Annotated in this window: 17 protein-coding genes; 4 read left to right on the top strand and 13 right to left on the bottom strand. The window is 66.7% G+C overall.

Annotated elements, in window-relative coordinates; genetic code table 11:
- Positions 1-8: 8 nt before the first annotated feature.
- The 3 genes from C7402_RS06575 to C7402_RS06585 all read right to left on the bottom strand — a co-directional run bounded on the left by C7402_RS06575 (position 9) and on the right by C7402_RS06585 (position 4587).
- Positions 9-3338, bottom strand: coding sequence for a hybrid sensor histidine kinase/response regulator (locus tag C7402_RS06575; protein ID WP_116610030.1), 3330 nt, complete (start codon positions 3336-3338; stop codon positions 9-11).
- Positions 3338-4000 (bottom strand): response regulator, encoded by a 663-nt coding sequence (locus tag C7402_RS06580; protein ID WP_112169104.1) that lies wholly within the window; start codon positions 3998-4000, stop codon positions 3338-3340. The genes C7402_RS06575 and C7402_RS06580 overlap by 1 nt, the downstream gene beginning before the upstream one ends.
- Positions 4001-4110: 110 nt before the next feature.
- A complete protein-coding gene (locus C7402_RS06585; RefSeq protein ID WP_116610031.1) occupies positions 4111-4587 on the bottom strand; it encodes a hypothetical protein in 477 nt (158 codons plus the stop codon).
- A 407-nt stretch (positions 4588-4994) separates the two neighbouring features.
- Between C7402_RS06585 and C7402_RS06590 the strand changes: the two genes are divergently transcribed.
- Positions 4995-5585, top strand: a complete 591-nt coding sequence (locus C7402_RS06590; RefSeq protein ID WP_116610032.1) for a BPSL1445 family SYLF domain-containing lipoprotein — start codon at positions 4995-4997, stop codon at positions 5583-5585.
- A gap of 17 nt (positions 5586-5602) precedes the next feature.
- On the top strand, positions 5603-6055 hold the full coding sequence (locus C7402_RS06595; protein WP_208948896.1) for an acyl-CoA thioesterase: 453 nt from the start codon (positions 5603-5605) through the stop codon (positions 6053-6055).
- A 3-nt stretch (positions 6056-6058) separates the two neighbouring features.
- Here C7402_RS06595 and surE read toward each other — a convergent pair whose 3' ends face one another.
- Entirely contained in the window at positions 6059-6847 is a 789-nt protein-coding gene (surE, locus tag C7402_RS06600; RefSeq protein WP_116610033.1) for a 5'/3'-nucleotidase SurE, read from the bottom strand.
- A gap of 313 nt (positions 6848-7160) precedes the next feature.
- On the opposite strand from surE, the gene ydiK reads away from it, so the two are divergent.
- Together ydiK and C7402_RS06610 are read left to right on the top strand one after the other, a co-directional pair.
- Positions 7161-8258 carry an AI-2E family transporter YdiK gene (gene ydiK / locus C7402_RS06605; RefSeq protein ID WP_116610034.1) on the top strand — a complete coding sequence of 366 codons (1098 nt, stop codon included), beginning with the start codon at positions 7161-7163 and terminating at the stop codon, positions 8256-8258.
- Positions 8259-8456: 198 nt separating this feature from the next.
- On the top strand, positions 8457-11129 hold the full coding sequence (locus tag C7402_RS06610) for an ATP-dependent Clp protease ATP-binding subunit (RefSeq protein ID WP_116610035.1): 2673 nt from the start codon (positions 8457-8459) through the stop codon (positions 11127-11129).
- A gap of 39 nt (positions 11130-11168) precedes the next feature.
- On the opposite strand, the gene C7402_RS06615 is transcribed toward C7402_RS06610, so the two are convergent.
- From C7402_RS06615 to C7402_RS06655, 9 genes are all read right to left on the bottom strand, one after another.
- Positions 11169-12404, bottom strand: a complete 1236-nt coding sequence (locus tag C7402_RS06615) for a type II toxin-antitoxin system HipA family toxin (protein WP_116610036.1) — start codon at positions 12402-12404, stop codon at positions 11169-11171.
- Entirely contained in the window at positions 12401-12676 is a 276-nt protein-coding gene (locus C7402_RS06620; protein ID WP_244314755.1) for a helix-turn-helix domain-containing protein, read from the bottom strand. The genes C7402_RS06615 and C7402_RS06620 overlap by 4 nt, the downstream gene beginning before the upstream one ends.
- Positions 12677-13069: 393 nt before the next feature.
- Positions 13070-14707 (bottom strand): AMP-binding protein, encoded by a 1638-nt coding sequence (locus C7402_RS06625; RefSeq protein WP_116610038.1) that lies wholly within the window; start codon positions 14705-14707, stop codon positions 13070-13072.
- 52 nt (positions 14708-14759) lie between these two features.
- The gene (locus C7402_RS06630) at positions 14760-15176 is read right to left on the bottom strand and encodes a RidA family protein (RefSeq protein ID WP_116610039.1); all 417 of its coding nucleotides are present in this window, start codon (positions 15174-15176) and stop codon (positions 14760-14762) included.
- 39 nt (positions 15177-15215) lie between these two features.
- On the bottom strand, positions 15216-16403 hold the full coding sequence (locus C7402_RS06635; protein ID WP_116610040.1) for an acyl-CoA dehydrogenase family protein: 1188 nt from the start codon (positions 16401-16403) through the stop codon (positions 15216-15218).
- A 1-nt stretch (position 16404) separates the two neighbouring features.
- Positions 16405-17259: an enoyl-CoA hydratase family protein gene (locus C7402_RS06640; protein ID WP_116610041.1), complete on the bottom strand. Its 855-nt coding sequence runs from the start codon at positions 17257-17259 to the stop codon at positions 16405-16407.
- A 43-nt stretch (positions 17260-17302) separates the two neighbouring features.
- Positions 17303-17866 (bottom strand): MarR family winged helix-turn-helix transcriptional regulator, encoded by a 564-nt coding sequence (locus tag C7402_RS06645; RefSeq protein WP_112169078.1) that lies wholly within the window; start codon positions 17864-17866, stop codon positions 17303-17305.
- A complete protein-coding gene (locus C7402_RS06650) occupies positions 17863-18651 on the bottom strand; it encodes an SDR family NAD(P)-dependent oxidoreductase (RefSeq protein ID WP_116610042.1) in 789 nt (262 codons plus the stop codon). Before C7402_RS06650 ends, C7402_RS06645 begins: the two co-directional genes overlap by 4 nt.
- A 2-nt stretch (positions 18652-18653) precedes the next feature.
- Positions 18654-21026, bottom strand: a complete 2373-nt coding sequence (locus C7402_RS06655) for a bifunctional salicylyl-CoA 5-hydroxylase/oxidoreductase (protein ID WP_116610043.1) — start codon at positions 21024-21026, stop codon at positions 18654-18656.
- Positions 21027-21046: the final 20 nt, after the last annotated feature.

A 21046-nucleotide genomic window follows, 5' to 3' on the forward strand; every position in this document is an offset into this window, starting at 1 on the left:
ACATGCGTTCAAGCGGCGTCGCGAGACGCCGCTTGAACGCGCATGGCGTCGAGTTCGTCCGCCACGGCGGCCGCGAGATCGCCGACGTCATCGGTCCACTGCCCGGCTTCTCGCATCGTCGCGCGCAGTTCGAGGCAGGCTTCGTTGAGCATCGAAGGGCCGAGAACCGCGAGACCGCCCGAGACGCGGTGCGCCCAGTCGCGCAAGCGCTTGAAGTCGCGCTGCTGCGCGATTTGCGCGTAATCGGCGATGTCGCGTTCGGCCTGCTCGATGAAGAGTCCGGCAAGCGGGGCGGTGAGCGCCGGAAAGCGCGGCAGTTCTTGAGCGGAGTCTGTTTCGGAGTCCTGCACGGCCGCCGTATCTTGCGAAGCCGGTGTGCGTGCCGATACGTCCGACAGCACACGCGCAAGCTCGGCGAGGGCGAGCGGCTTGGTGAGGTAGTCGGTGAAGCCCAGTGCGCGTCCTTGCGCGATCTGCTCGGGCAAGGCGTTGGAACTCAATGCATAAACAGGAAGATCGGGGAACTTTGCCCGCGTCGCTTCGAGCAGCGCGTTGCCGTTCATGCCCGGCATGTTCAGGTCGGTGAGCACGAGATCCACCTCGCGCTCGCCGAGCCGCGCGAGCGCTTCCTCGCCGTCCTTCGTTTCGATCACGTTCGCACCCAGCGTGCGCAACTGGTCGCGCAGCAGCCCGCGGTTCAGCAGATTGTCTTCGGCGATGAGGACATTCAGGGATGCGAACTGTCCGCCTTCCAGTTGCACACCGGTTTCCGGTTGGGGCGTGCCGGCCGTCGAGGCGCCCCCGCCGCGCACGATCATCTGCGTGGCGGCGCGGATGCCCGCGAGGCTGTAGAGGCTCACCTCGACCGCGCCGCCTCCCAGCTCCAGCGGCACGAGCGGTCCGTCCTGGCGCAGCCACACGATCTTCGCGCTCTCACCCCAGAGCGGCGCGACGTCGTCGCGGGCGAACTCGTCGGTCACGAGCAGATAGTCGAACGTGCCTTCGCGCGGCGGTTCATCGAGGCTCAGGAAGGTCGGCGCGCTCGCGCGGGCGTCGAACAGGTTGGCGAGCCATTCGCGGTTTTCGGGCGCGCGGCACAGGATGGCGGGGTGCGCGTCGTGCAGCGTCCATTCCTCGCCCGCGGTGGTCTCGCCCTCGGCCCGCAGCGGCAGCGTGACCGTCACGCGCGTGCCCACGCCAAGCGTGCTGTCGAGTGCGATGCGCCCGTGCATCAGCTGGGCGAGGCGCGCGCAGATCGAAAGCCCGAGGCCGGTGCCGCGCGCCTGCGTGAGGCGCTGGCCGTCGCCTTGCGTGAAGGGCTTGAAGAGATGCTGCTTGAGGTCGTCGGAAATGCCGCCGCCGGAGTCGCTCACGCCGATCTCCAGCGCGCCTTCGCGCCAGCTCGCGCGCAGCACGATCTTGCCCGAGCGGGTGAACTTGAAGGCGTTGCTCAGCAGGTTGTTGACGATCTGCGCGAGCCGCACGGCGTCGAAGTGAAGTTGCGCGGGGATCGCGCGGTCCATCACGAGGAAGAACGGCAGGCGCTGACGCACGGCGAGCGGAGCATGCGCGAGCGCGATGCGGCCGAGCAGTCCCGCGATCGAACCGGGCGCCTCCGTGAGCTTCATCTGACCCACGTCGATCTTCGAAAAGTCCAGCACGTCGCTCACGATCTGTAGCAACTCGGCCGCGGAAATCTGCATGGCCTGCACGCGCGCCCCCTGTTCGGGCGCGAGCGGTCCACGCGCGACGAGTTCGATATTGCCGACGAGCGAAGCGAGCGGCGTGCGGATTTCGTGGCTCATCGCGGCGAAGAAGCTCACTTTCGCGCGGGCGGCTTCGTCGCTCATGCGCTTGGCCTCGCGCAGCAGCCGCTCGACCTCGTAGTGCTTCGACATGTCGGCGACCGCGCAGAACATCACGTCTTCGCGGTTCATCGTGGCGGGCGCATAAGTGATGGCGAGATGCAGGCCCTCTTCGCCGGGGCGCTCGAGCGAGTACGGCAGTTCGTACACCGGCGTTTCGTCGTCGCTGTGCGCGGGCGTGGGCCAGGGCAGGTGCTTTTCGAATTCGGCGCACAACGTGTTCGGCAGGCGCGTGGCGTTCGCGTCGAGCCCGAGCACGTTGCGCACGATCTGGTTCGCCACGACGATCTCGAAGTTGCTGCGCCTCACGATGCACAGGCCGACCGGCGTGGCGTGAACGAGCAGATGGTTGAGCAGCTCGCCTTCGAGCGCGCGGCTCGCCTCGTCATAAGTGCGCGTGAGCACGCGGCGGTTCCAGTAGTGCGAGAGCGTGATGAGCATTGCCACGAGCGCGGCCGTGAGCGCGAGAATGATGAGGAGCGGCAAGCGAATCAGCGCGAACTGCTGGCCCCACGAGAGCGTCACGATGTAGCGGCCGAAGCCGTACGCGAGAGGTTGTTCGCGCAGCACCCAGCCAAAGCGCGCGAGCGCATGGAACGAGCCGGTCGGGAGGTTCGCGATGCGCCTGTCGAGCAATTGCGCGGCGGGCGCCGAGAGCGGGCCGGCGAGCATGGCGCCCTCGGCGTCGAACAGCGTGGGCATGACGCGCGAGTCGTTGTCGCGTGCAATGCGATCGAACGCGGCGAGATCGACGCTCGTCAGCACGAACGCATAGGGCTTGCCGTCCTTGAGCACGCTCAGCGCGCCGAGCACGAGCGAATCCGGGAAGCCGAGTGCCGCGGGAGGCCGGAACCAGATGACTTTCAGTTCGCGTGCGGCCCTAACCGGGTCCGTTGCGCGCGCCGTCATGCGCAGAAGCACCGCGTCGGCGAGCAGGCGCGCGTGCGCTGCGGCGTCCTCCAGCGATTGCGTCGGCTCGTGGGCGGCCGGGCCGAGCCGGTAGCCGTACGCGGCGCTGCCGTCCGCCGCCAGCAACAGCAGGGGCGCGTCGGGAGAGACCGCGCTCGCGAGCCGCACGGTGCGATTGCAGGCCGCGCGCAATTCGGGCGCGCCGTTCAGGCCCGCGAAGGTCGGCGCGCACGGCGCCGGCGCGTTGTCGTCCGGCGGCCCTGCGCGTGGGGATGCGCTTTCGAGTGAAAGGACGACTTGTGTGCCGATGACCAGGGTGTGCTGACGCTCGATCAGCGCGTCGACTTGCGCGCTGGTGGTGCGGGCGCGTAAGGCCTGCGTGCGCAGCGAGGCGAACGTGACGCTGGCGATCGCGATGGCCGCCATGCACAGCGCCGCGAAAATCAGAAGGCCCGTGAGCATCGCGAACACGCGCCGTTCGCGTTTCAGGTTGCGCTCGAGCGCGCCGAGCGCTTCATAGGGCGAGGTATGAGCGAAGCCGTTCCGATACGCGGAGCGCGGCATCACGCGAATCCGTTTTCGCTGGCGTACCTGATCAGGTCGGCATTCGATTCGAGGTGGAGTTTGCGCATGGCCGCGCGCTTTTGCGTGGCGACGGTGGTCACCGAGCGGTTCAGCCGCTTTGAGATTTCGGTCACGCTCAGGCCGAGCGCGAAGAGGCGCACCACTTCCAGCTCGCGCGGCGAGAGCGGTTGATTGCGCTGGAATTCGTCGGAGTTCGAACCTTCTTTCGCGAGGCGCTCGGCAATGCGGGCGGAAAGCGCGGTGCCCGCCTGCGCGAGCGCGCGGCGGCAGACTTCGCCGAGTGCGGGAATCGGCTCGTCCTTGCCGATCAGCCCGGACACGCCGAGTTGCGCGAGTTCGTGCAGGATGCCGCCGTTGGTGAGCATCGTGAATACGACGACTGGCGTGTCGGGGTGGAGCCGGCGCAGCCTGCTGATGAGCCGCAGCCCGTCTTCGTCTTCGACTTCGCCTTGCATCGAGAAGTCCGTGACGATGAGATCGCACGCGCTCTCGCGCAAGGTGTCGATGAGGGCAGCGCCGGTGCTGGCTGTAGCGATCACCTTGAAGCCCGGCATGCCGTTGAGGTAGTCGCTGATCGCTGTCAGCACGACTGGATGGTCGTCGGCCACCACGACCCGCACGTCTTGCGTCGCATTCGTCATGGGCGTGAGAGAGTCGCCTGAAGTCGGAAAACCCCAAGGGCCATGCCAGCAGAGTCAGGCTTCAGCGATTGCGCCGCTCTGCCATCGTGTCACTCATTATATGTCAGGCCTTACTGATGTTTGTCTGAGTTGGCGTAGGGCGGCCGGGCGGCGTTTTTCGCCGGCGTGGCGGCCGGGCAGTGGGCGTGGAAGCACGACACCGTGAACTGCGAGCGCGCGCCGCTGGACGAGGTGCAGGCGTGGCTGCACGTGCGCGTGGTCATCTGGACGAAGCGCAGCGGGACGGAGCGCGTCGCGGCAAGTGGCGCCGCAGGGCGAGTGGCCGCAGGTTCTCGCGAGTTCGACCATTTCGCGCTCGCCACGTGGAATACCAGCGCCCAGACGCCCATCGAACCGCCCAGCGCGCCGGCGGCGGCCGGCAGCCAGAAGGCGCCGGCGGGCGAGCGCCACAGCAGGAACAGCATGGCGACGAAGCTGACGTAGAAGACCGGCAGCAGATAGATGCCCGCGCCGCTCAGGTATTCGCAGGCACGCGACAGCGCCTGGCTGCGCGGTTGCGGCGTACGGTCTGGCGTGCTGTTGGGCATGGCGGTTCTCCTCGGATGTCGGGCTCGGGGCGAGGGCGGCGGCCGTTGCGGCAGACCTCGTCGAGACATGACCCCAATGTAGCGATCGGGGTGCCGCGCCGACATAGAAGGATTTCGAGAAGTGGAGCCATGCTGCATCGCACCGAAGGGCGGGAACACCCTGATGCCGGGGAGCGAACTCCATGCGCGGCGCATGGTCCTATACCCCCAAGGATGGCGGTCACGGGCGCGAGTGCCGGCCGACCACGCGGCGGCGCGCCCCTTCGCGCGCGACTGCCGTGGCGTATCGGCCCGCGAATTTTCCAGGCCCGCGCCCCTGCGCGCTATCCTGTAGGGCTTTGCGCACGGCCAGGCGATAGCGCGGCCGGCGCGGGCAATCGAAGTCACCTATCCACAGGAACACCGCAATGCGCCGACGTCAATTCATACTCAGTTCCAGCGCCGCGCTCGCCGCAAGCGGCCTTGCGCTTGCCGGCTGCACGACGACCCCGCTGGGTTCGCAGGACAGCGCCGCGCAGAACGCGGCCAAGCGCAACGCCATCGACGCGGGCGTGGACAGCACGCTCACGCGGCTCTACAGCACGGTGAGCGGCTCGCAGGAGTTGATTTCGAAGGCGAGCGGCGTGCTCGTCTTTCCGCAGGTGTTGGCGGCAGGCTTCTGGATCGGCGGTCAGTACGGCACCGGCGCGCTGCGCGTGCAGGGCCGCACCACCGGCTACTACAGCACGGTGGCGGGCTCGTTCGGCTTGCAGATCGGGGCCCAGTCCAAGGCCATCATCTTCGCGTTCATGAATCCGGTTGCGCTCGACGACTTCACCAGCAGCCAGGGATGGTCGGCCGGCGCGGACGCCACGGTCGCGGTCGTTACCGTGGGGGCGAACGGCAATGTCGATACCTCGACCGCCATGAGCCCCGTCGAAGCGTTCGTGCTGACCAACGGCGGCCTCATGGCGGGGGTGTCGCTCGAAGGCGTGAAGGTCTCGCGCCTCGTGATCTGAGCGGCGCGAGTACGGCAATGAGCGCAGATACCCGCGTGGGGATGCCCACCTTCCGCCGCAAGCACAAGATTCACTTCTCGGAGTGCGATCCGGCCGGCATCGTGTTCTATCCGCAGTATTTCGTCCTGTTCAACGACCTCGTCGAGTCGTGGTTCGACGAAATGCTGCCGCAGGAGGGCTATCACGGCGTGCTGGGCGTGCGCCGTGTGGGCATGCCGACCGTGCGGCTCGAAGTGGACTTCAAGGCCATCAGCAAGATGGGTGACGAGGTCTGGTTGTCGCTCGAGGTCGTGCGGCTCGGCGAGGCTTCGCTCACGCTCGCGTGGGCCTGCACGGGCGTGGACGGCGTGCTGCGCATGGCGGCGCGCCAGACCATCGTCACGACCTCGCTCGACACCCATCGATCGATCGGCATTCCTGATGACATTCGCCGAGCGATCGAAACGGCCATGGCGGCCGCTCGCGAGTGAGGCTCAGGCGGCGCCGGCCAGCGCCGCCTGCAACGTGGCGAAGGTCTTTTCGTCGGTGCGCTCGAAGTGCAGCGGCGTGACCGAAACGCGCCCGGCGTTCACCACGGCCGTTTCGCTGTCGGGACCGTTTTCGCGCGGGCCGCGGTTAAAGCGCAGCCAGTGGTAGTCCATGCCGCGCGGGTCGATCTGCGGCACGACGTCGATGCCCTGCACGAGTCCCACGCCCTGGCGCGTGACCGTGAGCGGGCCGGCCGCGCTCGCGTCGATATCCGGGAAGTTCACGTTCAGGCAGACGGGCGCGTCGTGCGCGACCGCGGCGAGGCGGCGGATCACGTCCGGCGCGAGCGCGCGGGCCGTGTCCCAGCGCACGTGGTCGCGGTCGCGGAAGGTCTGGCTCAGCGCGATCGACGGCAGGCCTAGCAGCAGGCCCGTCATGGCGGCGCCCACCGTGCCGGAGAACATCGTTTCCACGCCGAGGTTGCCGCCGCGGTTGATGCCCGAAAGCACGAGCGAGGGCCGCACGTCGCCCATCAACTGGCGCACCGCCATCACCACGCAATCGCCGGGTGTGCCGAGCACGCCGAAGCGCCGCTCGCCGCGGCGGCTCACGCGCAGCGGCGTGTGCAGGCTGATGGAGTGCGAGGTGCCGCTCTGGTCGTGCTCGGGCGCGACGACCCAGACTTCGTGCGCCAGCTCGGCGGCCACGGCTTCGAGCACGGCGAGGCCGGGGGCGTCGATGCCGTCGTCGTTGGTCAGGAGCACGCAGGGGAGTTTCGTATCGGTTGCGGACATGGAGCGCTCGGGTTCGGTGCAGGGTCGGGGAAACAGGCATTATTCCAGAGTGCGCCGCAGGCTGCATGCGCGCCCCGCGCTCGCACCGCCTTGCATTCAGTTAAGAATGCGAATGAATCGGGCGCTTTTGGATGTTTGCGGGCGCTCGCATGCGTTTCCGGGGCGTGCCGATCAGTGGGGCGGCGTGGCCTGATGCGGGGTACGGCCGGGCCGCGCGCCTCGGGCGCGTCCCATCTGGGTAGGTTGTGTCACGTATCCGGGATAGACTAGCGCGTCGGCGCCATGACGCGCGCCCCGCAGCCAGGAGATGTAAGTGAAGCCGCAAGCCACGCCGGACCTTGCCCGCATTCTGTTCATCGTCGCGATACTTTGCGCGTTGACGATCGGCAGCCTCTATGTGATGCGCCCGTTCCTCCCAGGGTTGATCTGGGCCACGACCATCGTTGTCGCGACGTGGCCCGCCATGATCGGCATAGAGCGGCGCTGCGGCAACCGCCGCTGGCTCGCCACGCTCGTGATGCTGGTGATCCTCCTCGTGGTGATCGTCCTGCCGCTCTATGAAGCCGTGTCGACGCTCGCCGTGCACGGCGGCGAAATCATGGACGTGATCCGCAAGCTGCCCGACTATGCGTTGACGTCGCCGCCGGAGTGGATTCGCGAGATTCCCGTGGTGGGCGAGCGCATTGCGGGCAAATGGCAGGAGTTCTCCGATGCGGGCCCGAGCGGCCTGCTCGCGCAACTGGAGCCCTACGCGACTATCGCCGCCCACTGGTTGATCGGCCATGCCGCCTCGGTGGGCGTGTTCGTCATGCACATGTTCATTACGATCATCATCACGGGCATCCTGTACAGCCAGGGCGAGCACGCCGCCGCCTATGTCACGCGCTTCGCGATCCGCGTCGCTCCGGCCTATGGCGAGCAGGCCGTGAAGCTCGCGGGCGCTTCGATTCGCGCCGTGGCGCTCGGCATCGTCGTCACGGCGATCCTCCAGTCGGCGCTGGGCGGCATCGGCCTCGCCGTGGCCGGTGTGCCGGGCGCGGGCGTGCTCACGGCCGTGATGCTCATGCTCTGCCTCGCGCAGATCGGTCCCACGCTGCCGCTGCTCGGCGGCGTGATCTGGCTGTTCATGCACGACGCGCACGTCGTGGCCATCCTGCTCGCGGTGTGGTCCGTGATGGTCGCCATGCTAGACAACCTGGTGCGCCCCGTGCTGATCCGGCGCGGCGTCAATCTTTCGATGCTGCTGATACTCTCCGGCGTGCTCGGTGGTTTGTTCGCCTTCGGCATCGTCGGGCTCTTTATCGGGCCGGTGATTCTCGCGGTGTCTTCCACCTTGCTGACGGCGTGGATACGCGACCCGGCGGCCGGTGTGCGCGACGCGGGCGAGCCGGCTACCCGTCAAGACGTTTGACCGGGCATAGCCAATCCGATCCAGACGCAAAACGTCTCCTTGACGACGCGCCGTTCGATTCGACGTTACGATGACGTCTGAATTTCGCGACGGCATTCGTTAGAGCATTCAGCGGCGCTCGTGGCGGCACGCTTCGTCCCGGCTCCGGTCGCGGGCGGCGGCCTCACGTGCGCCGCGCACCGCTTCCAAGGAGAGGAAATGGCTCAGTTCAACTGCGATATCTGCGGCGTGCGCCCCGCGACGGTGCGGGTCGCCGTGTTGCAGGACGGCAGACGGCGCTTTCTCGATGTCTGCGATTATCACTATGCGCAGCTCACCCGGCATCAACGCACGTTGAGCCCGCTGGAGTCGCTGTTCCGCGCTTCGCAGCAGGGCGGCGGCGCGCCGCAGGAACCCGTCGCGCAGGCCATGGAGGCGGGCGACGGCGCGATCGTCGAGCGCTACTTCAGCGACGTGGCGCGCGAATTGCTGCAACGCGCGGCCGAGCGCGCGGTGCAGTTCGGGCGCCGCGAGGTGGACACCGAACATCTGCTTTACGAACTCGCGGGCAATGATGCCGGCGCGGCCATCCTCAAGCGCCTGGGCATTCAGCCCGACGACGTGCGCGCGTTCATCGACGCCAATGCGCAAAAGCGCGAAGGCACGGGCACGCCCGAAGACGGCCGCATCGGCGTCTCGCCGCGCCTGAAGGGCGCACTCGACCGCGCGTTTCTCGTTTCGCGCGAACTGGGCCACAGCTACGTGGCGCCCGAGCATCTGCTGTTCGGGCTTACGCAGGTGCCGGAGAGCTTCGCGGGGCATCTGCTCGGCCGCTACGGCGTCACGCCCCAGAAGGTGCTCCAGGGGCTCGTGGAGGCCCAGGGCGACAAGCGCGAGCGGCCCGCCGCGAAAGGTCCGAGCGCGACGCCGCAACTCGACCAGTACAGCCGCGACCTCACGGCCCTTGCGAGCGAGGGCAAGCTCGACCCCGTGATCGGCCGCTCCAGCGAGATCGAGACGGTGGTGGAAGTGCTCGCGCGGCGGCGCAAGAACAACCCGGTGCTGATCGGCGAGCCGGGCGTGGGCAAGACGGCAATTGCCGAAGGGCTCGCGCAGCGCATGCTCAACGGCGACGTGCCGGAGTCGCTGCGCGGGCGGCGGCTCGTCGAGCTCAACGTCAACGGGTTGATCGCGGGCGCGAAGTATCGCGGCGAATTCGAAGAGCGCGTGAAGGGTGTGATGGAGGAAATCTCGGCGCAGCGCGAGAGCCTCGTGCTCTTCATCGACGAAGTCCACATGATCGTGGGCGCGGGCCAGGGCGGCAACGAAGGCGGGCTCGATATCGCCAACGTGTTCAAGCCGGCCATGGCGCGCGGCGAGCTGAACCTGATCGGGGCGACGACGCTCTCGGAGTACCAGAAGTACATCGAGAAGGACGCGGCGCTCGAGCGGCGCTTCCAGCCCGTGTTCGTGTCGGAGCCGAGCGTCGATCAGACGATCAACATCCTGCGCGGCTTGCGCGACAAGCTCGAGGTTCATCACCACGTCACGATACGCGACGACGCGCTCGTCGCGGCGGCCGAGCTGTCGGACCGTTACGTGATGGGCCGCTTCCTGCCCGACAAGGCGATCGACCTCGTCGACCAGGCCGCGGCGCGCGTGCATCTTTCGGCCACCTCGCGGCCTGCCGCGATCCTCGAACTCGAAGCGGAGCTGGCGCAGTTGCGCCGCGAGCAGGACTACGCGGCCACGCGCAAGAACTTCGAGCGCGCTCACACGCTCGACGAGCCGATCGCCGACAAGGAGAAGTCGCTCACGCAGGCCACGAGCGAATGGAAAGGCCAGCTCGGCTCGGTCACGTCCGACGTGACGAACGAGGACGTGGCCGAGATCGTGTCGAAGCTCACGGGCGTGCCGGTCACGCAACTGACCGCCGAGGAGCGCACGCGCTTGCTCGAAATGGAAGCGCGCCTGCACGAGCGTGTGATCGGCCAGGAGCAGGCAATCGTCGCGGTGAGCGACGCGGTGCGCCGCTCGCGCGCCGGGCTGCGGCGCGGGCGCCGGCCCACGGCCGTGTTCCTGTTCCTCGGGCCGACCGGCGTGGGCAAGACCGAACTCGCGAAGGCGCTGGCCGAAGTGGTGTTCGGCGACGAGGACGCCATCGTGCGCATCGACATGAGCGAGTACATGGAGCGGCACGCGGTGTCGCGGCTCATCGGCTCGCCGCCCGGCTACGTCGGCTACGACGAGGGCGGGCAGTTGACCGAGAAGGTGCGCCGCCGTCCTTATTGCGTGATCCTGCTCGACGAAATCGAAAAGGCGCACTCCGACGTCTACAACGTGCTGTTGCAGGTGTTCGACGACGGGCGCCTTACCGACGGCAAGGGGCGCGTGGTCGACTTCAGCAATACGATCGTGATCGCGACGAGCAATCTTGGCTCGGACGTCGTCTCGGGCCAGAAGCGCTCGGGGCCGGGGTTCCTTTCCAGCGCCGAAGGATCGATGCAGAACGCCGTGATGGGCGAGTTGCGCCAGCATTTCCGGCCCGAGTTCCTGAACCGCATCGACGAAATCATCATGTTCCAGCCGCTCAGCAGCGACGAGCTTCGCTCGATCGTGCGGCTACAGCTCGAACAGGTCCAGCGGATGGCGCGCAGCCAGGACATCGACCTGACCTTCGACGAGAGCGTGATCGACCATCTCGCCGCCGAGGGATACCGGCCGGAGTTCGGCGCGCGCGAGCTCAAGCGGCAGATCCAGCAGGCGGTGGAAAACGAGCTGGCGAAGGAGATGCTCAAGGGCGACGTGAAGGAGGGGGCGAAAGTCCTCTGTCGCTACGACGCGGCGCAGCGGCGCATGGCCTTTGCGTTGCAGGACGCCGGCAACGGCTGATACGACCGCGGCGCAAAAACCTGAAACGTTGGCGCGCCCCTAGCGAACCACCTTGGGGCGCGACACCGGTTTGATGCCGGTGCGTTCGACGGCATGCAGGATCCTCGCGAGCAGATCGTCCGTGCCAAAGCGCGGGTCATGGGCGAGGCGCGCGGCGACCGTGTGGTAGGCGTCGCGCAGACGCGCCATGATCGCCTCGCTCTCGGCCGCGCCGAGGTCGAGGCGGCGTGCGAACGCAAGGAGTTCGGCGGGCAGCGGAAACGTCTTGCTGCGGTTGAGGCTGAGCGCCATGCGGCCGTCCAGATCCGGGTAGATGTCCGTGCAGACCACGTCGAACACGGGAGCCAGCCGGCGTGGACCCGTCGGATCGATATAGAGGATTCCCAGGTTTTTCATGTGGGCGTCGCCGTCGCGCAACAGGCACGAAAGGGCGATGCGTTCGAAGAGACGCCGCTTTTGCGCCGGGTCGGAGCGCGTGTAGATGTCCACGGCCTTGGCGATCATCTCGTAGCTGCCCTCGTATTTGCCCTTGCCCGTGAGGACGCTCATGTCCTCGAAACCGAGGAGGGAGCCGTTCGCCTCGCGGTCGAAGCGGGACATCACGAAAAGCTGGCCGTCGTCGGATAGCCAGAAGTCGGGGACTTCGAGCGCCGCTTCTTTTGCCACCGACATGCAGAAGAACTCGTTGCGCGCGAGTCCGGGAAAATCCTCGCCTTCGGCTTTCACGATCACCGTGCGCAGCGGCAGTGCCGTGTGCTCCGCCGGGCGCGCGACAGCGTCCCCGGCAAGCGGGACGACGGCCTTCGGTTGGACGCCGGAGATGCCGGAGCCGAGCGCATAGCGGTCGATCAGGCGCTCGAACAGCCGGCCCGACGGCGAGGAGAGCAATTCGTCGAGGCGCTCGCCTTCGCTTTCCGGCACGCGTTCGCCCGGCACGGAATAGGTGAGGCGGCCGATCTGGTTGCGCCCCGCGAGAAACAGCAGAAACATGTCGCTCGGCGCGCCATAGCGTGCGAGCCGCTCCTCGATCACGAAGCGCAGGTAGCCCTCCGGGCGGTTCATCGCGAAGACGCCCATCAGGTCGCCGCTCGCGTAGCTCTGGCGGCGCACGGGCATGGTGAGCGACACGCCGGCGACATCGGGCACCTCGCCATAGTTGAAAACGAAGCGGCTTTCGCGCGCCAGCAGACCACTTGGGCCTTGGGGCGTGTGGACTTCGAGCTTGCGGATCTCCCGCAGGAGCCGCTCGAGATCGAAGGGCGCGCTGGTGCTCATTCGTCGTCCCTGAAGATGTCGTTCAGGTCTTCGAGGATCACGGTGTCCATGGGACGCAGGACGACTTCATAGCCGAGCGCGTTCGCGAGCCGGCAGAGTTCACGGATGCCGACGTTACCCGCGTGCTCGGCGTTCGTGATGGTGCGGCGGGCAATGCCTGACCGCTCTGCCAGGGTCTGCTGGGTCAGCTTGCGCTCGCGTCGGGTCGCACGCAGGCTCGCTGCGAGACGCTCCACGTTGGAGATCGGTGGTTGGGCAGCTTTTTTGCGCATCATAGTGCGCATTATAGGTCGGTTTCTGTCGAATTGCGCGCTATTGTGCGCAAATCTCCTGTCGGATCGCTGGCATACACGCAACCAAATGCGCGCTATTGTGCGCAAATGAGTGAATGAATGGGAAATTGCGCAAGATACTGCGCAGAATGATGCGGCCTTCCAGATGTGGTGCCATGCTCGCTTTCATGGGCAGGGTGTGAGGCGTCCGCGCGCGTTTCATGGGCGTGCATCCTCTTTAATCCAAACATTATAGGAATAATGTCAAAAATGTTAGCGTTGATAGTAGAAAATTAACGGTTTACGTAGTAATACATGATAAAAATCGGGCGCTCGCGCACAACAAATCCGCAAACGCCCAACGCTAATCTCAGTCCACCAGCCCGTCTCGCCTCACAGCAGCCGCAACGCCGAGCGCTTGAGCTTGCCGGTTTCGGTGCGCGGAAGCGCGTCGATAAACGCAATCAGTCGCGGATACTTGTAAGCCGCCACGGCGCTCTTCACGAAGCGCTGCAATTCGGCGACCATCGCGTCCCCGGCGCTGAAACCGGGGCGCAAGACGACGAACGCCTTCACCACCTGGCCGCGCAACTCGTCGGGCACGCCCGTCACGCCGCACTCGGCCACGGCGGGGTGCTGCATGAGCACGGTCTCGATTTCGGGCCCCGCGATGTTGTAGCCCGACGAAACGATCATGTCGTCGGAGCGCGCCTGGTAGAACACATAGCCGTCGGCGTCGATGGAAACGGCGTCGCCCGGCAGGTTCCAGCCGCCGCGTACGAACTTCGCCTGGCGGTCGTCGGCGAGGTAGCGGCAGCCGGTCGGGCCCCGTACGGCAAGATTGCCGGTCACGCCGGGCGCGACGGGCTCCAGGTTGTCGTCGAGCGCTTGCACGACATAGCCGGGCACGGCGCGCCCGATCGAGCCGGGCCGCACATCGGCGCCCGCCGACGATACGAAGATATGAATCAGCTCGGTGCCGCCAATGCCGTCGATCATCTCGATGCCCGACGCCTCGCGCCACAGGTCGCGCGTGGCTTGCGGCAGCGCCTCGCCCGCTGAGACCGTCTTGCGCAGGCTGGCAAGATCGTATTGCGTGACGAGCGGCGCCATCTGCCGGTAGAAGGTGGGCGCGGTGAAGACGATCGTTGCGCGAAAGCGCTGGATCGTCTCGAGCAGTAGCGCCGGCGTGAGCTTTTCGATCAGCACCGTCGAAGCGCCGACGCGCATGGGAAAGCACAGCAGGCCGCCCAGCCCGAACGTGAACGCGAGCGGAGGCGTGCCGCAGAACACGTCGTCGGCCGTGGGCTTCAGGATGTGGCGCGGGAACAGGTCGCACATGGCGATCACGTCGCGGTGGAAGTGCATGCAGCCCTTGGGCGTGCCCGTCGTGCCGCTCGTGAAGGCGATGAGGCAAACGTCGTCGCTGGCCGTGTCACAGGCTGTGAAGTCCGCGGGCTTGTCCTTTGCGAGGTATTCGAGCGTGCCCGCCGCATCGTCGTGGAAATAGCTCACTTGTTGCAGCGTTTCGCAAAAGAACTCGTCGGCCGGGTCCATGCAGCGCGCGAGTTCCTCGCTGAGCCGCACGTCGCACAACGCCGCGTGAATCCGCGCCTTGTCGACGATCTGCTTGAGCTCCTTCGCGCGCAGCAGCGGCATGGTGGGAATCACCACGAGTCCCGCCTTGAGCGACGCGAGGAACGCCACCGCCATTTGCAGCGTGTTGGGCCCGCGCAGCAGCACGCGATTGCCGGGCCGCAGCCCCATGTCCTGCACGAGCACGTGCGCGCTGCGGTTGACGAGGGCGAGCAGCTCGGCGTAAGTCGTTGCGTGCGGCTTGCCTTCGATGTCCGACCAGATGGCCGGGCGATCGCCGTGCCCGGCCTCGATTGCGCGGTCCAGCAACTCGACCGCGCAATTCATGCGCGCGGGGTAGGCGACGTCGGGATTGTCGAGCAGCATGACGGGCCACTGCGTCTCGGGCGGCAGGTGGTCGCGTGCGAAGGTGTCGACATGGGCGGTGGGTTGCATGGCGTCTCCGGCTGTCTGCGTGAGCAGATCGTTCTGTTGCGTGGGCGGCGGTCTACTTGCGCGTGAGGCGCGCGTCGTCGGGAATCACGGCGGTGGCCTCGATCTCCACCTTGGCTTCGTCTTCCACGAGCGCGACCACCTGCACGGCGCTCATCGCGATGTCGTAGTCGCCGATCAGCTCGCGAAACGCCGCGCCGATTTCTTTCAGCGATGCCAGGTACTCCTTCTTGTCGATCACGTACCAGGTCAGGCGCACGAGATGCTCGGGTTTTCCGCCTGCGGCCGCGAGCACGGCCACGATATTGCGCAGCGCCTGCACGGCCTGCGCGCCGAATTCGCGGCTCGTGAAGCGCGCGTTCTCGTCCCAGCCGATCTGGCCGGCGATATAGACCTGGGTGCCCGTGGCGGCGACGCCGTTGGCATAGCCGCGCGGCTTGACCCAGCCTGCGGGAAGAAGGGCTTGTTTCATGTCTCGTCCGATTCCGTAGAGGCGTCGCGAAGCGCGTGCTTACGCGGCGTTGTATTCCTTGAGCAAGTCGCGCCCGACGATGAGTTGCTGCACTTCGGTCGCGCCTTCGTAAATGCGCAGCGAGCGGATCTCGCGATAAAGCGACTCGACGACGTTGCCGCTTTGCACGCCCATGCCGCCCCACAACTGCACGGCCGCATCGATCACCTGTTGCGCGCCTTCGCTCGCATGCCACTTGGCCATGGCCGCTTCGCGTGTCACGCTTTCGCCCTGGTCGCGCAGCCACGCCGCGCGATAAACGAGCAGGGCGCTGCTGTCGATGGTGAGCGCCATTTGCGCGAGCTTTGCCTGGGTCAACTGAAAGTCGCCGAGCGCCTGGCCGAACATCTTGCGCGAAGCCGCGCGGGCGAGCCCTTCGGCCATGGCGCGGCGCGCGAAGCCAAGCGACGCCGCGGCTACCGAGGTGCGGAAAATATCGAGCGTGCGCATGGCGATCTTGAAGCCTTCGCCGGGCGCGCCGAGCATCTGGGCACGCTTCACGCGCGCGCCGGTGAAGCGCAGGCGCGCGAGCGGGTGCGGTGCGATCATGTCGATGCGCTCGGCGATTTCCAGCCCCGGCGTGTCGGCGTCGACGATGAATGCGCTGATGCCGCGCGAGCCCGGCGCTTCGCCGGTGCGCGCGAACACCACATAGAAGTCGGCGATGCCGCCGTTCGAGATCCACGTCTTTTCGCCGTCGAGCACGTAGTCGTCGCCGTCGGCGCGCGCGGCGAGCGCCATCGCGGCGACATCGGAGCCCGCTTGCGGCTCGGACAGCGCGAATGCGGCGATCGCTTCGCCCTGCGCCACGCGCGGCAGATAGCGCGATTTTTGCGCGTCGTTGCCGGCCAGCGAGATGGCGCCGGAGCCCAGGCCCTGCATGGCAAGCGCGAAGTCGGCAAGGCCAGAGTGTTTCGCGAGCGTTTCGCGCAGCAGGCAAACGGCGCGCGTGTCGATGGTGTCGCCGTGGCCGCCGTAAGCGGCGCCGCCCACGCCGTAGCGCAGCCAGCCGGCCGCGCCCAGCTTGTGCACGAGCGCGCGGCAGGTGGCGTCGACATCGTCGTGCGGAACGTGCGCGAGATGCTCGCGTGCCCACGTCTCGATTCCTGTGGCGAGCGCGCGATGGCGATCTTCGAAGAACGGCCATGCAAGCGCGTCGTGGAGAGGGGTGTTAGCGGCAGCGTTCAATTCAGTCTCCCTGAAAAACCGGACGCGTTTTCGCCGCGAACGCTTCGTAGGCGCGGCCGAAATCGCGTGTGGCCATGCAGATCGCCTGCGCCTGCGCTTCGGATTCGATGGCCTCGTCGATGCTCATGGTCCATTCCTGATGCAGCATCGTCTTGGTGATGCCGTGCGCGAAGGTCGGCCCGGCCGCGAGATCGGCGGCGAGCTTTTGGGCGTCGGCGAGCAGCGTTTCGGGGTCGCAAATGCGGTTATAGAAACCCCATGCGTGGCCTTCATCGCCCGTGGCGGAGCGGCCCGTGTAGAGCAGTTCGGCGGCGCGGCCCTGGCCGATGATGCGCGGCAGGATCGCGCACGCGCCCATGTCGCAGCCCGCGAGACCCACGCGCGTGAAGAGGAAGGCGAGCTTGCTGCGCGCCGTGGCGTAGCGCATGTCGGAGGCCATGGCCAGAATCGCACCCGCGCCGGCGCACACGCCGTCCACGGCGGCGATGATTGGCTGCGGGCAGTGGCGCATGGCCTTCACGAGATCGCCCGTCATGCGCGTGAACATCAGGAGCTCGGGCATGGGCAGGTCGATGAGCGGCGCGATGATGTCGTGCACGTCGCCACCCGAGCAGAAGTTTTCGCCCGAACCGTGCAGCACGACGGCTTTCACGTCGGTGGCGTAGGCGAGTTGGCGGAACAGATCGCGTAGTTCTGCGTACGATTCGAACGTGAGCGGATTCTTGCGTTCGGGGCGGTTGAGCGTGATGGTCGCGACGCGGCCGTCGACCGACCAGCCGAAGTGCTGCGCGCGATAGCCGGCGAGCGTCACGCGGTTGCCCGCGAAAAGCGCCTCGGCGCTGGAAGGTGTCGTCAAGATATGTCTCCCGGGTGTTCTCGGTTGTTCGTGCAATACGGCGTCAGCCTTCGATGCCGTTGCGCAGATGTTGTTTGAGCTTGCCAAGGCGCTCGTGCATCTTCGACTTCTCGTCGAGCGAGAGGCCGCCGAGCAACTCCACGACCCATTGTTCGTGCGCGCTCGCCATGCGGTCGAAGAGGGCGCGGCCCTCGGGCGTGAGGCGCACCGCGAAGGAGCGCCGGTCCTCGGGCGCCACGTCGCGCACGACGAGGCCTTCTTTTTCGAGCTGATCGGTAATGCCCGTGACGTTGCCGCCCGTCACCATGAGGCGGCGCGAGAGCTCGGTCATGCGCAGTCCTTCGGGCTGGCGCTCGAGTTGCGCCATCAGGTCGAAACGCGGCAGCGTGGTGTCGAATTCGGCGCGCAGACGGCGGCGCAGCTCCGCTTGCACGAGGTTCGTCGTGGTGAGCAGACGCAACCACAGGCGCAGGCCCATGTGGCTGTCGGCGCCGGTGCTCATCTCCATGTCGACGACATTCCCGGCCGGCTTCTCCACGCCTTTGCGCGGCGCTTTCGCCGTGGCTTTCGTGGCGGCGGGCTTGCGAGTGGATGTGGGCGATGTCATGTGATTTCTCCACCGGAGACGGAAAGGGATTGCCCGGTGATCGCCGACGATCCGGGCGAGCAAAGCCACAGCACCGCGTTGGCGACTTCCTCGGGCGTGACGAAGCGTTGCTGCGGGTTGTGGCGCACGAGGATGCTGCGCGCCTCGGCTTCGCTGCGCGAGGTTTTGCGTGTGATCTGTTCGAGCGACGCGTGCAGCAGCTCCGTTTCCGTGTAGCCGGGGCACACGGCGTTCACAGTCACGCCTTGCGTGGCGACTTCCAGCGCGAGCGCGCGCGTCATGCCGATCACGCCGTGTTTCGAGGCGCAATAGGCGGCGACGTAGGGATAGCCGACCTGGCCCGCCGTGCTCGCGACATTGACGATGCGCCCGGCCTTGCGCGCGAGCATCGCGGGAAGCACCGCGCGCGTGCAGAGAAACGCGCCCGTCAGATTCACGTCGAGCATGCGTTTCCACAGCGCGAGATCGGTTTGCGCGAAGGGCGCGGCCTGCGCCTGGCCTGCGTTATTCACGAGGATATCGACGTCGCCGAATGCGCCGGCCGCGCGCGCGAACGCAGCGCTCACGCCTTCTTCGTCGGTGATGTCGACGCTCACGCAAGCCACACGCTCGCCGCCACCGAGCGCCGCGCGCTGCGCGTCGAGGCGCGCGGCGTCGCGGCCCATCAGCGTGACGCGCGCGCCGGCCTGGAGCAGCGCGGCGGCGGTGGCCGCGCCGATGCCGCTGCCGCCACCTGTGACGACGGCGTGACGATCGCCGAGGATTGCCTGGTCAGCCTGGTTCATGCTCACACGGTTCCTTCCGCACGTTGGGCGCGTTCGATTGGCGACAGTCCCGCGGCGGCTGCGGCTGCCGCGCGTTCGCGTTCGATGTTGCGTTCGAGTTGCGTCTTGGCCGCGGTGTACTGGTTCGGCCACTTGATGTCGAGGTAGCCAATGCGGGCGGCTTCGGTGAGCGTCCACGAAGGATTGGCCAGATGCGGCCGCGCCACGGCGCACAGGTCCGCGCGCCCGGCCGCAATGATGCCGTTCACGTGGTCCGCTTCGGATATCGCGCCCACGGCGATCGTGGCGATGCCCGCCTCGTTGCGCACGCGATCGGCAAACGGCGTCTGGAACATGCGGCCATACACGGGCTTTTCGTCTTTGCTCACCTGGCCCGAGGAGACGTCGATCATGTCCGCGTCCGCGGCCTTGAACGCGCGGGCGATCTCGATGGCGTCGTCGGGCGTGTTGCCGCCTTCGACCCAGTCGTGGGCGGAGATGCGCACGGAAATCGGCTTGTCTTCCGGCCACACCGCGCGAATCGCCTTGAAAACTTCGAGCGGATAACGCAGCCGGTTTTCGAGCGAACCGCCGTATTGATCCGTGCGTTGATTCGTGAGCGGAGAGAGGAAGCTCGAAAGCAGATAGCCGTGCGCGCAGTGCAGTTCGAGCCAGTCGAAGCCGGCTTCAGCGGCCATTTGCGTGGCGCGCACGAATTGGGCTTCGATTTCCCGCAGTTCCTCGATGCTTGCCTCATGCGAGCACTGGCTCACGCCGCGCAAATACTGTTGCGGCGAAGCGGAAACGAGCGGCCAGTTGCCATCGTCGAGCGGCTGGTCGATGCCTTCCCAGGCCACGCGCGTCGAGCCCTTGGCACCGGAGTGGCCAAGCTGCATGCCGATTTTCGCGTCCGAATTCACGTGCACGAAATCGACGATGCGCTGCCACGCCTGCCGATGCTCGGGCGCATACATGCCGGGGCAAGCGGGCGTGATGCGCGCCTCGGGCGAGACGCAGGTCATCTCGGTCATCACGAGCGCGGCGCCGCCCATGGCGCGCGCGCCGAGATGCATGAGGTGATAGTCGCCCGCCACGCCGTCATGCGCGGAATACTGCGCCATCGGCGAGACCACTACGCGATTCTTTAACGTTACGCCGCGCACCGTAAAAGGCGTGAACATGGGCGGCACGGCGCGCGCGTTGTTGTCGGCTTCGCCACCCGCGCGCTGCGCGAGCCACGTTTCGAAGCCGGACAGATAACCGGCATCGCGTTCGCGCAGATTCTCATGCGAGATGCGCTGTGAGCGCGTGAGCAGCGAATAGGCGAACTGCTCGGGCTCGAACTGCGTATAGCGGTCCACGTGTTCGAACCACTCCGTGGAGTTGCGCGCCGCGTTCTGAATACGCAGCACGTCCACGCTGCGCACGTTCGTATAGTGCGTGAGCGCCGCGCGCGGGTCGCCTGGGTGCGCTTCCATGCTGTTGGCGAGTTCGATCGCGTCTTCGAGCGCGAGCTTGGTGCCGGAGCCAATCGAGAAGTGCGCGGTGTGCGCGGCGTCGCCCATCAGCACGACCGGCGTTTGCTTGCCGTCGGCTGCGGTTTTCCAGTGAACCCACTCGCGATTGACCACGCGCGGAAAGCGGATCCACTGCGACGAGCCGCGCAGATGCGACGCGTTCGAGCGCAGCGCATGGCCGTCGAGATAGCGCGCAAACAGCTTTTCGCAGAACGCGATGCAGTCTTCCTTGCTCATGGTGTCGAGACCGGCGGCGCGCCACACGTGATCGGGCGTTTCGACAATGAATGTCGAGGTGTTGTCGTCGAAGCGGTACGCGTGCGCCTGGAACCAGCCCCATTCGGTTTCTTCGAACGCGAACGTGAACGCATCGAAGAGCTTCGAGGTGCCGAGCCACACGAAGCGGCAATCGCGCAGGTCGATGTCGGGCTGATAGGTGGCGGCGTACTTCTGGCGCGTGGCGCTGTTCAGTCCGTCGCTCGCGATGATCAGGTCGGCGTTGGTCACGTCGTCGTCCGTGATCTGCGATTCGAACACGAGCTTCACGCCCAGCGCTTCGCAACGCGCCTGCAAGATATTGAGCAGACGCTTGCGGCCGATGCCGCAGAAGCCGTGGCCCGACGAGCGGATCGAGCGCCCGCGGAAATGAATTTCGATGTCGTCCCAGTGATTGAACGCGTCGAGTATTTCGCTTGCGCTTTCGGGGTCGGCCGCGCGCAGGTTGCCCAGCGTCTGGTCCGAGAACACCACGCCCCAGCCGAATGTGTCGTACGGGCGGTTGCGTTCGATCACGGTGATGTCGTAGTCGGGGTGACGGCGCTTCATCAAAAGCCCGAAATAGAGGCCGGCCGGCCCGCCACCGATACAAACAATGCGCATGCTCGCTCCTTCGTTCAGTC

The sequence above is a fragment of the Paraburkholderia unamae genome (genome assembly GCF_003096875.1).
Classification (GTDB): Bacteria; Pseudomonadota; Gammaproteobacteria; order Burkholderiales; family Burkholderiaceae; genus Paraburkholderia; species Paraburkholderia unamae.